The sequence below is a fragment of the Pseudomonas sp. X10 genome (genome assembly GCF_054889225.1).
Genome location: NZ_CM142677.1, coordinates 2,962,622 through 2,974,885 on the forward strand (window position 1 = coordinate 2,962,622; position 12,264 = coordinate 2,974,885).

Consider the following 12,264-nt stretch of genomic DNA (forward strand, 5'->3'; position numbering starts at 1 on the left):
GCTACAGGCCCCTGCCGACGGGCACGGCAGCCACAGGCTCGACGGGCAGTTCCACCGGCTGCGACAGTTGGCGGATCTGCATGCTGGTCTCGGTGCCGGTGGCGAACTCCATGTCCGAGGGGCTCTGGTACGGCAGGTTGCGGACAATGCGCGGCGTGATCGAGAGCACCAGCTCGGACTTGTTCATGTCGTTCTTGTGGCTGCCGAACAGCCGCCCCAGGCCGGGAATGTCGCCCAGGCCCGGGATCTTGTTGCCGCTGGCGTTGTTGTCGTTGCGCACCAGGCCAGCGAGGATCTGCGTTTCACCATCGTGCAGGCGCAGGCTGGTCTGGGCGTTACGGGTGTCGACCTGGACCGGGATGGTGCCCTGGCGGGTCGGCTCCAGCGGCGTGGCGTTGCTCACCTCCAAGGCCACCTTGATCGCCACTTCGTTGTTCAGGTGTACGGTCGGCTGGACTTCGAGCTTCAGGCCCACGTCCAGGTAAGTGACGCTCTCGGTGATCACCGGCCCCTGGGTGGAAGGCACCGAGGTGGCGCTGACGATCGGCACCCGTTGGCCGATGTGGATGCGCGCCTGCTCGCGGTTGCTGACGCGGATCACCGGGCTCGCCAGGGTGTTGATGTCCTTGTCCTGGGCGTTGATCTTGGCCTGTGGCGAAGGCGAGATGGTGATGCGCCCGGAGTTGATGCCGCGCAACTGGTCGAGGATGGTCACCGCGTTGCCTTCGCTGTTGAGTACGCCGAAGGTGTTGGGCCATTGCAGCCCCAGGTCGAGGATGCGCGAGCGCGCCACTTCCATCACCTGCACCTCCAGCACCACTTCCGGGTTGGACTGGTCCTGGGACTGCAGCAGCTTCTCGGCCATGCGCACGGCATCGGGGGTGTCGCGCATGGTCAGGGTGTTCAGGCGTTCGTCGACGAACACGTCGCGGGTCTTGAGCATGGTCTTGACCATGTTCAGCGCGGTGTTGGCGTCGATGCTGGTCAGGTAGAAGGTGCGCATGACCAGTTCCTGATAGTCCTTGGTCTTCTGCGGCGAGTCGGGATAGATCAACAAGGTGTTGTCGTTGACGATCTTCTGGTGCAGCTGGTTCTGCTCCAGCAGTAAGGCCACGGCATCCTCGATGCGCACCTCGCGGACGAAGATGGTGGCCTTCATGTCCGGGCGCAGGTCCTTGTCGAAGATGAAGTTGATCCCGGCGACTTGGGCCAGCACTTCGAAGATGGTCTTCAGGTTGGCCTCGCGGAACTCCAGGGTGACTGGGCGCTCCAGCTTGCTGCGCAACTGTGGGTAAGGCTGGGCGGTACGGGCCTGGACAGTCTCGATATCGCGGCGCAGGGCCAGGCCACCTTCGTTCTGTGGGTCCAGGCGCAGCACTTCGCGCATGTGCCGCTCGGCGCCGAACAGGTCGCCCTGGCGCAAGGCCGCCTGGCCGAGGGCGATGCGTTCGCCAAGGTTGCGCATCTGCTCGATCTGGCGCACACCTTCCAAGGCGCGGCGGTTGTTCGGCTCCAGGGTCAGCACCCGGCCATAGCCCATGCGCGCGCCGGGGAAGTCATGGCGCGAGCGGTCGCTGTCGGCCTGGGTCAGCAGCGCCTCCACCGCCTCCTGGCGGCCGTGGGCCAGGGCGATGTTCAGCTCGGTGTTGCGCGGGTCGTCACGCAGGGCGTCTTCCAGGCGGGCGATGCCGGCCTCGTACTGGCCTTCCTTGATCAGTGCCTGGCCGTCCTTGCGTGCGGCATTGGAGCCGCAACCGGCCAAGGCCACGCACAGGGCCAGGAGCACGAACGGGGCAGGCTTGCACAGCGTCGATGGCTTCATGGTGCGCTCCCAACAGACAGGGTCTGGGAAAGGTGCAGTGGCAGGTAGACCAGGTTCAGCTCCGTGGCGGAGATCTGCTCGAGCCGGTAGGTGTCTTCGATCACATCACCCTGGCGCACGACATAGAGCTTCTCGCCGTGCTGCAGGAACACTTGCTGGTCCTGGCGGTCATCCAGGCGGCCGACGAACTGGAATGGCAGGACCGGCGCGCTGGGCGCGGCGACCACCGGGGCGGCCAGCACCACAGGTTGTTCGATGACCTTGGCCAGGGTCGGCGCCGCGCTCCAGCGCTGACTGGGGAACAGGTTGCGTGCGCGCCGTACGGGCCCATTCGCTGGCGCGTCAGCCACAGGCCCCGGCAACGCTCCGGCTTCTGCGGTCGACGCTGTATCTGTGCGGCGTTCCGGCTTGTCGACGAACAGGCCCTCGTCTTCCGGCTGGCCGAACCAGTGCCCGGGCGCCCAGGCCAGGGCGGCGCTGAGTCCAAGGAAACCGATCCACATCACCACGCGTTGGCTGTTCATCACGACCTCGACAGGTAAAGGGTCATGCGCAGGCGGCCGTTGAGCTCGTCGTCGCCGATGCGCTTGCGTTGCAGTTCGAGGTCTTCGAGCACCAGGGTCGGCAGTTGGCCTAGCAACGCCTGGAGGAAGCCACGGATCTGTGGGTAGCTGCCGCGCACCGGCAGCACGATCTGGTAGCGCGCCAGATGGGTCTTGGGGTCGACGCCCAAGGCGTATTCGCCACGGGCCAGGCTGATGCGCTCGGCACGGGCCAGGCGGTACAGGCGCTCGATCAGTTCGCTGGCCTGGGGTTGGTCCGGCAGTTGCTGGCGCAGGTCGTCCAGGGCCTGCTGCTCAGGCTTGACGACAATCTTCAACTCGCCGCGCTGCAGGCGCTGGACCTGAAGGCTGGCATCGGCCTCGGCAGCTCGCAGCTGGCGCACTTGCTGCCACTGCGGCAGTACCGCGAAGAACGCGACCAGCAGCGCCAGGGTCGCCACCAGTACAGCTGCCAAGCCGGCGCGGCCGAGGCGCCGCGCCTGTTCATGCAGGATCAGGCTAGGGATGCGCATTGCCGGTCTCCCAGGTAGCGGACAGGTTGAACTGCACGGGGTGCTCGGGCTGGCTGGCGACAATCTCGTGGTTGAGCAGCGACACGTCGCGCAGCTCGGCGCTCTGCTCCAGACGCTGATGGAACTGCAGCATGGCTTGCAGGTTGCGCGCCTCGGCGCTGATGCGTACTTGGCCCTTGCGGGCGTCCGGCGTCAGGGTCAGCAGGGCGACGTCATCCTGGGGCAAGGCTTCGAGCATGCCGAACAGCTGTTCCCAGGGGCGCTTGAGCTGCTGCGAGACCGAGCGCATCTGCGCCAGGCGTTCGGCCTGTTCGCGGCTGGCGGCGCTGCTCTGTGGCACGCTGCTGGCCGAGCGCCGGCCCAGTTGCTGCTCGAGGCGGTGTACCTGTGCTTCCAGTTCGGCCTGTTCCGCCTGCCACTGCTGCCGGGCGACCAGCAACAGCGCCAGCAGACCGATGCCAAGAGCAAGCAGCAACCAGGCCACAGGGCCATCGCGCCGGGGCTGGAACTCCAGGTCGAGGGAACGCATCTCAGGCCACCGCCCGCCACATGGCGCACAGCGGGTCCGCGTCGCCGGCCAGCGGGCACAAGCGCACGGCAGGCACGGCAGGCAGATCCTGCCGGCCAGGGGCATGCAGGAATACCCGTGGCAGCTGCGCACCGTACAGCTCGCAGGTACGTTCGATCAGCGCCTGCAGGGCCTGGTCATTGTCGGCGCAGCCCTGGGCGAGCACCTGCTGCCAGACACCGCCAGCGGCCAACAGCAGCACGCTGCGCCGTGGCTCGGCGAGGACGAAGAGGAAGTCGCTCTGCCCCAACTGCGCCGAACAGCGGTTGTAGGCCGCCATCAGGTATGGCTGCACCGAGCGCAGGCTCAGCCGGGCGTCCTTGCTCAGCTCCTGCAGGCCTTGCAGCAGGGCATGGGGCAACGCCGTGGCGATGCGCGCAGCGCCGGCGGGCTCAGGTGAAAGGACAATCCGCCAGTCGTCCAGGCGCTGGCCATAGAGGGTCTCGAAGCAGGCCCGGGCATAACCTTGCAACTCGTCCGGGTGGTTGATGGCCTCGCTCCAGGGCACCAGGCAAAAGCGGCTGTAGCGGGCCGAGAGCAACACGCGCAACTGGCCGGCCTGCCCGGCGTGCTCGCCGAGCAAGCCGGCGAGCGCGGCCAGGGCGGGTTCCCAGGCGGGTTGGCCAGCGCCACAGGTGAAGGCCTGGCTGCCCAGCCATTGATGTTCGCGCCCGTGCCAGCGTCCCAGGCCGACACCTTCGGCGCCGAGTACGGCGCAATACCGTTCAGGCAATAAATGTGACACGGTTGATCTCCTCCAAAGTGGTACGGCCCTCGCGGACCAGGTCCAGGGCCGAGCTACGCAGCAGGCGTAGGCCACGCTGGCAGGCCAGCGTCTTGATCTGTGCCAGGGGACGGCGCTCGACGATCATCTGCCGCAGGTCGTCGTCCAGTTGCAGCAGCTCGGCGATCGCCGTACGGCCGCGGTAGCCGCTGCCCCGGCATTGGCCGCAGCCCTGGGCGCGGACGAAGCGCCAGGCGGACACGGCCTCGGCGGCCAGTCCCGAGGCGGCCAGGATTTCACTGTCGGGCTGCCAGGTCGTGGCGCAGTGCGGGCAGGCCAGGCGGATCAGACGCTGGGCCAGTACGGCATTGAGCGCCGAGACGAAGCTGTAGGGGTCGACCTGCATCTGGCTGAAGCGGCCGATCACGTCGAAGACGTTGTTGGCGTGGATGGTGGTGAACACCAGGTGGCCAGTGAGCGCCGACTGCACGGCGATTTGCGCGGTGTCCGGGTCGCGGATCTCGCCGACCATGATCTTGTCCGGGTCATGGCGCAGGATCGAACGCAGCCCACGGGCGAAGGTCAGGCCCTTCTTCTCGTTGACCGGGATCTGCAGCACGCCCGGCAGTTGATACTCGACCGGGTCTTCGATGGTGATGATCTTGTCCACGCCGTGGTTGATCTCGCTGATCATGGCGTAGAGGGTGGTGGTCTTGCCGCTGCCGGTGGGGCCGGTGACCAGGATCATGCCGTAGGGCTCGGCGGCCAGGCGCCGCAGGCAGCGCAGGGTCTGCTCTTCGAAGCCGAGGGCCTGCAACTGCACGCCGCTGACGCGGTCGGCCAGGTCCTGCTTGTCGAGCACCCGCAATACCGCGTCCTCGCCGAAGATGCTCGGCATGATCGAAACGCGGAAGTCGATCTGACGATTGCTGATGGCGACCTTGAAGCGGCCGTCCTGGGGGACGCGCTTCTCGCCGATGTCCAGCTCGGCCATGACCTTGATCCGCGAGATCACCTGTTCGGCGAAGCTGCTGCCGCTGGCCTTGCCGGCGCTGTTGAGCACGCCGTCGACGCGGTATTTGATCACCAGACCAGTGCCGGTCATGCCCAGGTGGATGTCGCTGGCATGCATCTTCAGGGCGTCGTAGAGGGTCGAATTGACCAGCTTGACCACATGGCTCTGGTCTTCGCTGATGCTGGCCAGCGACAGGCTTTGCAGGCTGTCGGCCTCGGCGCTGGCTTCGCCTTCATGGCCCAGGGAGTCGACGGCGTGAAAGCTTTCTTCGTGCCGGGCCAGGTAGCCGGCCAGGTCGCTGGCGTGCACCAGGAACAGGGGCGCGTCTTGCAGGCAGTCGTCGATCCAGGCCAGGCGGGCCGGGTCGAAAGGGTCGGCGAACACGCCGATGGCCTGGCCGCCCTGCTCCACCAGGATGAACTCGCGCTTCAGGCAGTGGGCCAGGCTGACCCGTTCGAACAAGGGGCTGGTGGCGAACAGCGCTTGGCTGTCGAGCACCGGGTAATGCAGGGTGATGCCCAGGCGCCGGGTGAAGCACTCGGCGCTGTCGCCACTGAGGCGCTCCAGGCACTGCAACAGGCGTTCGTCGCCAGACTCGGCACGGGCCTGGGCGAGCAACTCGCGGGGGTAGCCAGCCAGCGGGGCTTCGGGGACTGCGACAGGCGACCTGGACATGGCTTGCGACTCCGCTCAAGGGCGCGTCGCAAGCCTTCTCGGCGGGAGCCGGAAACGCCGCTGGCGCCTCTATTCCCCCGTGAGCAGTTGGTCGTCGTCAGGCCCCGGTGGCTTGGCACCGTTGCGTCGGCGGTCGGCCAGGACCCAGCTGCCATCGTACAACTGCAGGGGGAACGTCTCGTTCCTCGTATGGCGTCGTTCGACGAAACCCTCGGCCGGATTGTCCGTTGCCCTGCGCTGACGCTCGATGCCCATCAGGTCGAAGACGGCACGGGCCAGTTCCACCAGGGGAAATGGCTTGAACAGGACATGGCTGACACCCAGTTCGGCGGCCCGCTCACGGACCTCAGCAGTCGGGTGGGCGGTGATCAGCACGAAATGACAGCTCCTGTTCTTGCGCACAGTCTCCAGAACCTGAAACCCCTCCATATCGGGTAAGCGGAAATCGAGCACTATCACTTCCGGCGCCAGGCTTGCAGCCTGTTCGATACCACTGGCGCCGTCGTGGGCAACATGGACGTCCAGGCCTTGCGCTTGCAGGTAGGCCTGCAGGTTCTGCGCGAGGGTCTGCTCGTCATCGACTACCAATACTCTGTTCACCAAGGTCGACTCCTGAGAACTGCCCGGGAACCCGGTCTGTGAAGTGCGGCCTTGTATAGGCTTGAGCAGGCTTCGTGCCAGGCATGAAGTGTCATGTTGCACCACTGTATGTCATTGATTTTTCTGGGTCCCCCCAGAAGGGTCAGCACAGCGTTCCCCAACTGCGGGGAAGATGATGGCATTATGACCCCAGCTACTGTCCCCAACTCTGGGGAAAACCCTGTCGTCAGGTAGGCCCCGGTGGCTTGAGCTGCGCAGGTGCGGCAAAGGCCTGCAACCTACCCTGGAAATTGGCGCTGGCTTCACTCCCGCCGCTCCACCTGCGCCGCGTCCCGCAGGCGCTGTCGAACCGCCTGCCGGGCCTGGGCCTGCAACTGTCCGGTGAGCGTCGCCCTGGCCATTGCAAGACCCTGTTCCGCTTCGACCAAAGTGTTATCACTTTGGTTCTGGTCCCCCTGCAACCTTTCCCGGTTGGCCTGATAGAAGGCATGTACCTGCTCGTCGCTGGGCTCGTCAACCGCGCTCAATTGAGCGAATACCTGCTGCGCGGCCAACTCGTGACGAGTGTAGTCGGCAAAGCTGGCCCGATCGAAGCCGGCCGCGGCCAGCCGCCGCTCGAACGCCTCGGCGCTGCCGAACGCCTGCTCGAAGCGCATCACCTGCGCCGACACCTCGGCCTCGCTGACCTGTACATCGCGGCGCTGGGCTTCCTGCCAGAGCAGTTCCTTGTCGATCAGCTCATCCAGGGCCTGTTCACGCAGGCGCCGGTACAGGCTCGGACTACGGATGCTGGCCACGGCGCGGCCTTGGGCCTGGAGGTACTCGGCGAAATAGCGCTCCAGGCGCAGGACGCTGATATCCACGCCATTGACCCGCGCCGCCGGCACCAGCTCGGCCAGCGCCAACGGTACGACCCCAAGTAACAGGCACAACAGCAGGACGCGCATGGCAACCTCCGATCAAGGGCTATCCGGCACGGGCCGGTAAGGGGCGACAGCCCGGAAACGCGGGCCGGGCATGGCCACCGTGACCACATGGGCGCCGGCCAAGCCCTGGCGGCGGCCTGGGCCGAATCCCAGCGCCGGGGTCAGTCCGGTGGGGACGTCGTGCAGGCCTTCCAGCGCCCGCACCAGTCGCTCCCGGCTAGCGTCCCGGCCCACCTGCTTGAGTGCTTCGCTGAACAACCGCAGGGCGCACCAGGTACTGACCTGCAGCGACGCCTGGCGACCATCCAGGCCCTGACGCTGCTGCAACGCCGCCAGTACCGCCCGGCCCTGCTCGCTCCAGTCACTGGGAACGAACGGATAGGCCAACAACACCCGTTCCGACCAAACGGCGGAGAGCTGGGGCAGTTCGCTGGCCACTTGGCTGGAGGCCGCGAACAGGTAGGGCCTGCGGTCCGCCGCCTGGAGTGCCTCGGCCAGCTCGGCGAAGGCCGAGGCACGACCGAGAAAGAACAGCGCCTGCCCATCCACCGCCTGGCCGTCGAAGGCCTCTACCGGCAAAGGCGCCCAGCCCAATTGTCGCAGGCGCTGCTGCAGGGCTTCGGCCAAGACGGCTTGCTCCTCTCCGGCATACACCACCCGCACCTGCCCCGACACTAGCCCCAGGGCGTCCCGACCATAGCTGGCAAGGCTGAGCAGTTGCTCGCGCAGGCCTGGTAACGGGTCGAAGATCTGCGGACTGCCGCCACCTCGCGGTGTACTGCCGATCAGCGGCACCTGGGCCTGCTCCAGCAGGCCGGCCAGTCGCTGGTCGAGCATCGGCGCCAGCGGGGCGATCAGGGCGAACACCTGTTCCTCTTCCAGCAAACGCACCAGGGCCCGCTCGGCACTGGCCTGGTCCGGGCCGGGATCGAGCACCCGCAGCGCCAAGCGCCGGCCGTGGATGCCGCCTTGCTGGTTGAGCTGTTCGATACCGTCCTCCAGCACCGCGCGCACCACCCGCCCCGCCTCGGCCAACGGCCCTTTGCCTGGCAATAGGGTGCCCAGGCGCAGGCTGCTGTCTTCTACGCCCGGGTCACGCTCTTCGCCCAAGCGCTTGAGGTAGGCGGTCAAGTTGCGCTGGTCGGCCGTGCTCAGGACGAAGCGTGGCATGGCCGGGTCCAGGCGATTACCGGCTGGGTCCACGCCCTCCTGGATGGCCCGGGCCAGGCTGGCGTCGCCATAGGCCGGGTACTGACGGCCATTGACCTGACGATTGCCCTGCCCAAGGGCCAGGCGCTGCCAGTCGAGCACCGCCGGCCGCACGCCACCCTCGGCACGACCACGGCCATCGTTGCCGTGGCAGCTGGCACAGGGCAACACGCTGGCCGGCACGCTCATGCCGCTGGCGCCGACCCGCGCCACCACCTGGGCATCGCTGCTCGACAGCCCCTCCCGGTACAGACGCTTGCCTGCCTGCTCCGCCGCGCTCAGCTCGAGGGCGGCGACAGGCCAGGCCAAGGCCAGTCCCAGCCACAGCGCCAGCAGCCGGGCCATGGCGTTCACCGCCCCGCCAGAGGCTGGGCCAGCAGTTGCATGCGCTGGGCAATGGCCGCTGGCGGCGCATCCGGGCGAATCTTGCTCCAGCGCTTACCGGCCACGTCACCGGCGAGCAACTGGGTCGAGTGCTGCTCGGGGCTGGGCAGGAAGTGCCCCAGGCGCCCCAGCACCAGATCGACCTGGGGTTTGTCGCCAGTGAGGAACAGCCAGTTCGGCCCATCCACCCCTTGCTTTTCGGCAAAGGCCTTGAGCACCGCCGGGGTATCGTTCTGCGGGTCGCTGCTGATCGAGATGAAGGTCACCTGGCTGGCCAGTTCGGCGCCCATTGCCTCGCGCACCTCGCGCAGCTTGCGGGTAATCAGCGGGCAGGCGTCATTGCAGTGGGTGAAGATGACGTTGAGCATCACCACCCGGTCCTTGAGCACATCGCTGTAGAAGCGCAGCTCTCGGCCGTTCTGGTCCTTGAGCACGGTGTCGGTGAACCAGGTCTGGGCGTCACGGGTGCCGGTGGCGTTGCTGGCCTCGGCTGGCAGCGTGGGCGTGGCCGGGGCGTGGCCCTCATGGGCGAAGGCGACCGAGGCGAGGATCCACAGGCAACCGACCAGGGCCAGCCAGTCGAGGCCGCGCATGCCTGGGCGCCGGCAAGCATCGCTGCTCATGGTTGCACCTCCGTCCCGGCAATGGCGGTGTGCCGGGCATGCACCCGGCGGGCGCTCAAGCGATCGATCTCACTGATCAGCGCCGAGGGGTCGGTAAAGCCATAGAACCGCGTCCAATGGCCGCTGCGACCGTCACCCACGAGGATCAACGGCGGGTGCTCGGCCAGGTTGGCGCTGAAGCTGCCCAGGCCTTTGAGGGTCTCACTGATCGCATAGGGCGAGCCAGTCAGCCAGCTCCAGCCCGGGCCATGCTGGAAGGTCCTGGCATAGCCCTGCAGACGCTTGGGATCGTCCCGCTGCGGGTCGACGCTGATCGATACCAACTGCACCTCCTCGCCAACCCGGCCGCCCAACTGCTGCTGGACCTTGCCCATGATCGACGAGACCACCGGGCATACCGTGGTGCAACTGGTGTAGATGAAGCCCATCACTACCAGCTTGTCACCGACCAGGTCCTTTTCCAGGCGCACTGGCATGCCGTCCTGGTTCAGCAGGGAGACATCGGCGAAGCGCACGCTGGCCTTCTCCTGATGAGCCGCGGGCGGCGGCTGGACGTGCCCGTCATGATCGTGACCGGCATGGGCGAGCGCCAGGTTGCTCGCCAGCAGCAGGCTCAAGCCGAGCAGTTTGCCGTGTTGACCGAGGTTCATCGCACACTCCTGGGTTCCCCTTGGGAAGCGGTAGGCGCTGCGGCCGGCAGGACACGCAGGCTGGTGTAGTTGTTCTCGGCGAAACGCCGGCCGAGGGAAGGCGATTGCACATGCAGGTACCAGGCACCCGCCTCGGGCAGCTCCAGCGGGGCCTGGTAGACGCCATCGCCCACCTCCTCCAACGGCAGGCTGCGGGCCAGCGAAGACGGCGCCAGGAAGTAGCGCAGGCTGATGTCGCGCAAGCCGGTGCGAGGCAGGCCATCGTCGCCGAGGATGCGCACCCGCGCGGTGTAGGCGCTGTGTTGCAGTAAGGGCTGGCCGTCGCTGAGGAACTCGGCGCGCACGCCCTTGCGTTGCACAGCCCCCGGAGCGGCAGCCACCTCGGTGCTGAAGCAGTGGATGATCTGCGGTTGGTTGAGCAGGAAGGCCACGTCGAAGGCTCCGGCCGCCGGCAACTTCACCGTCGAGCCGTAGACCCCTGGTGCCAGCTCGCGCAGGCTGCGGTCGATGACGATCGCAGCGCGAGCCTGATGGCCACGGTTGGCATAGCCGGACATCGGCGCGTTCATGCCCTCGGCATAGAAATAGGTGGTGTTGTCCACCGGGTTGACCACGAACACCGAATTGTCGTCCCGTGACACGCTCAGGCCCTGGGCCAGCGGCAGGTCACCAGCCTGGCGCGGTGCCGCCGCTCCGGCTTCGAAGCCCTGGACGATGGGCTCGCGGCCCTCGCCCAGGCTGCCCAGGTTGATCATGCTGACCTTGGGCGACGCCAGGCCGCGCACGTAGGCATAGGCCTTGGTGAAGATCAGTTGATAGGGCTCGGCCGCCACCGGAATGCGGTGGATCAGCCGATCGGTGCTGGCGTCGATGACCAGCGCCTGGTTCTCCAGGGTGTTGAGCGCGATGCCGTAGCGGCCGTCGCTGCTGAAGCGCATCGGCCCCAGGCCCTGCCCGGCCTGAACCTGATGGCGCAATTTGTGGCTGCGGGCATCGATGACCCGGATGCTGCCCTCGCGGCCATCGGCTACGTACACCGCCTGGGACAACGCCGAATAGGCGACGGACAACGGGTGCGGGCCAACGTCCAGGGTCTTCACCACCCGCATCTCGGCGGCATCGATGATGCTCAGGGTGCCGCTGTCGCGGTTGCTGACGTAGGCATAGCGCGAGTCGGCGCTGAAGGCGATTTCATGGTGGCCGGTGCCAGTGGCGAAGAACTTCAGGGTGCGGCGGCTGGGCACGTCGATCACCGTGACCCCGCTTCGCGCCGGGTCCTGGCTGTTGTTGCCAACCCACAGCCGGCGCTCGTCCGGCTGCAGGGCCACGCGCAACGGCTGCTCGCCAGCCTCCAGGTTGGCCACGCGGCGGAAGGTCTCGGTGTCGATCAACGCCACCTGGCCCCGCTCCGGCATGGACACGAACACCTGCTTGTCATTGCTGCTGGCCACCCAGTCCATCGGCTGGCCCGGCAACTCGATACGCGCCAGGGTGCTGGTGACCCCACCCACCGACACCGTTGGATCGATCACCGTCAGACTGGCGTCCTTGTTCAGCACCAGCAGGAAGTAGCTGTTGAGGTCGAGCAAGGGCCGTGCGCCAATGCTGCTCTTGAGGAACAGCGCCACCCGCGCCTTGCAACTGGCATCGCGTCCGCCGCTGGCCGGCGCGCTTTGTGCCGGGTCCAGCCAGGCCCCTGGCGCCATGCCGGACAGCGGCTGGCCGCTGCTCTGGTCGGTGACCTTGAAGCGGATGCTGGCGAAGCCGCCTTCACGCAACTGCCCACTGCCATCCGCCGGCTTGGCCTCGAACTCGACGGTCACGCCGTCCCGGCTGAGCCGGTGCAGGGCCTGGGAGTCGGCCGCCGGCTGTTGCAGCAGCTCGCGCGGGTCGCACCAGAGCTGCTCGTAGGCCACACCCAGACCGATCAACGCCACACCCAACAGCCCCCCCAGGTACGCGGGGCGATTCTTCTTGTCCATGCCCATGCTCC

At 67.0% G+C, this 12,264-nt stretch carries 12 protein-coding genes; all 12 read right to left on the reverse strand.

Annotation, left to right across the window (positions count from 1 at the left end; genetic code table 11):
• Position 1: 1 nt before the first annotated feature.
• Positions 2 to 1,822, reverse strand: coding sequence for a secretin N-terminal domain-containing protein (locus ACYU03_RS13525; protein WP_461885073.1), 1,821 nt, complete (start codon positions 1,820 to 1,822; stop codon positions 2 to 4).
• Positions 1,819 to 2,346 carry a hypothetical protein gene (locus ACYU03_RS13530; protein ID WP_461885074.1) on the reverse strand — a complete coding sequence of 176 codons (528 nt, stop codon included), beginning with the start codon at positions 2,344 to 2,346 and terminating at the stop codon, positions 1,819 to 1,821. Before ACYU03_RS13530 ends, ACYU03_RS13525 begins: the two co-directional genes overlap by 4 nt.
• Complete coding sequence (gene pilO / locus ACYU03_RS13535) at positions 2,346 to 2,897, reverse strand: type 4a pilus biogenesis protein PilO (protein WP_461885075.1); 552 nt, start codon at positions 2,895 to 2,897, stop codon at positions 2,346 to 2,348. The genes ACYU03_RS13530 and pilO overlap by 1 nt, the downstream gene beginning before the upstream one ends.
• Positions 2,884 to 3,426, reverse strand: a complete 543-nt coding sequence (locus ACYU03_RS13540) for a PilN domain-containing protein (protein ID WP_461885076.1) — start codon at positions 3,424 to 3,426, stop codon at positions 2,884 to 2,886. Before ACYU03_RS13540 ends, pilO begins: the two co-directional genes overlap by 14 nt.
• 1 nt (position 3,427) lies before the next feature.
• Complete coding sequence (locus ACYU03_RS13545; RefSeq protein WP_461885077.1) at positions 3,428 to 4,210, reverse strand: hypothetical protein; 783 nt, start codon at positions 4,208 to 4,210, stop codon at positions 3,428 to 3,430.
• Positions 4,191 to 5,879 carry a GspE/PulE family protein gene (locus ACYU03_RS13550; RefSeq protein ID WP_461885078.1) on the reverse strand — a complete coding sequence of 563 codons (1,689 nt, stop codon included), beginning with the start codon at positions 5,877 to 5,879 and terminating at the stop codon, positions 4,191 to 4,193. Before ACYU03_RS13550 ends, ACYU03_RS13545 begins: the two co-directional genes overlap by 20 nt.
• Positions 5,880 to 5,948: 69 nt before the next feature.
• Complete coding sequence (locus tag ACYU03_RS13555; protein WP_461885079.1) at positions 5,949 to 6,482, reverse strand: response regulator; 534 nt, start codon at positions 6,480 to 6,482, stop codon at positions 5,949 to 5,951.
• Between the two features lie 299 nt (positions 6,483 to 6,781).
• Entirely contained in the window at positions 6,782 to 7,426 is a 645-nt protein-coding gene (locus ACYU03_RS13560) for a SurA N-terminal domain-containing protein (RefSeq protein ID WP_461885080.1), read from the reverse strand.
• 12 nt (positions 7,427 to 7,438) lie between these two features.
• On the reverse strand, positions 7,439 to 8,959 hold the full coding sequence (locus ACYU03_RS13565; RefSeq protein ID WP_461885081.1) for a cytochrome c/ABC transporter substrate-binding protein: 1,521 nt from the start codon (positions 8,957 to 8,959) through the stop codon (positions 7,439 to 7,441).
• Between the two features lie 5 nt (positions 8,960 to 8,964).
• Complete coding sequence (locus ACYU03_RS13570) at positions 8,965 to 9,621, reverse strand: SCO family protein (protein WP_461885082.1); 657 nt, start codon at positions 9,619 to 9,621, stop codon at positions 8,965 to 8,967.
• Positions 9,618 to 10,271, reverse strand: coding sequence for an SCO family protein (locus ACYU03_RS13575; RefSeq protein WP_461885083.1), 654 nt, complete (start codon positions 10,269 to 10,271; stop codon positions 9,618 to 9,620). Before ACYU03_RS13575 ends, ACYU03_RS13570 begins: the two co-directional genes overlap by 4 nt.
• Complete coding sequence (locus ACYU03_RS13580) at positions 10,268 to 12,253, reverse strand: YncE family protein (protein ID WP_461885084.1); 1,986 nt, start codon at positions 12,251 to 12,253, stop codon at positions 10,268 to 10,270. Before ACYU03_RS13580 ends, ACYU03_RS13575 begins: the two co-directional genes overlap by 4 nt.
• Positions 12,254 to 12,264 lie beyond the last annotated feature (11 nt).

Coding starts and splice junctions, on each gene's coding strand:
- ACYU03_RS13540 (WP_461885076.1), bottom strand. CDS start 3,426: ATGCGTTCCCTCGACCTGGAGTTCCAGCCCCGGCGCGATGGCCCTGTG.
- pilO (WP_461885075.1), bottom strand. CDS start 2,897: ATGCGCATCCCTAGCCTGATCCTGCATGAACAGGCGCGGCGCCTCGGC.
- ACYU03_RS13530 (WP_461885074.1), bottom strand. CDS start 2,346: ATGAACAGCCAACGCGTGGTGATGTGGATCGGTTTCCTTGGACTCAGC.
- ACYU03_RS13570 (WP_461885082.1), bottom strand. CDS start 9,621: ATGAGCAGCGATGCTTGCCGGCGCCCAGGCATGCGCGGCCTCGACTGG.
- ACYU03_RS13575 (WP_461885083.1), bottom strand. CDS start 10,271: ATGAACCTCGGTCAACACGGCAAACTGCTCGGCTTGAGCCTGCTGCTG.
- ACYU03_RS13565 (WP_461885081.1), bottom strand. CDS start 8,959: ATGGCCCGGCTGCTGGCGCTGTGGCTGGGACTGGCCTTGGCCTGGCCT.
- ACYU03_RS13580 (WP_461885084.1), bottom strand. CDS start 12,253: ATGGACAAGAAGAATCGCCCCGCGTACCTGGGGGGGCTGTTGGGTGTG.
- ACYU03_RS13525 (WP_461885073.1), bottom strand. CDS start 1,822: ATGAAGCCATCGACGCTGTGCAAGCCTGCCCCGTTCGTGCTCCTGGCC.
- ACYU03_RS13550 (WP_461885078.1), bottom strand. CDS start 5,879: ATGTCCAGGTCGCCTGTCGCAGTCCCCGAAGCCCCGCTGGCTGGCTAC.
- ACYU03_RS13560 (WP_461885080.1), bottom strand. CDS start 7,426: ATGCGCGTCCTGCTGTTGTGCCTGTTACTTGGGGTCGTACCGTTGGCG.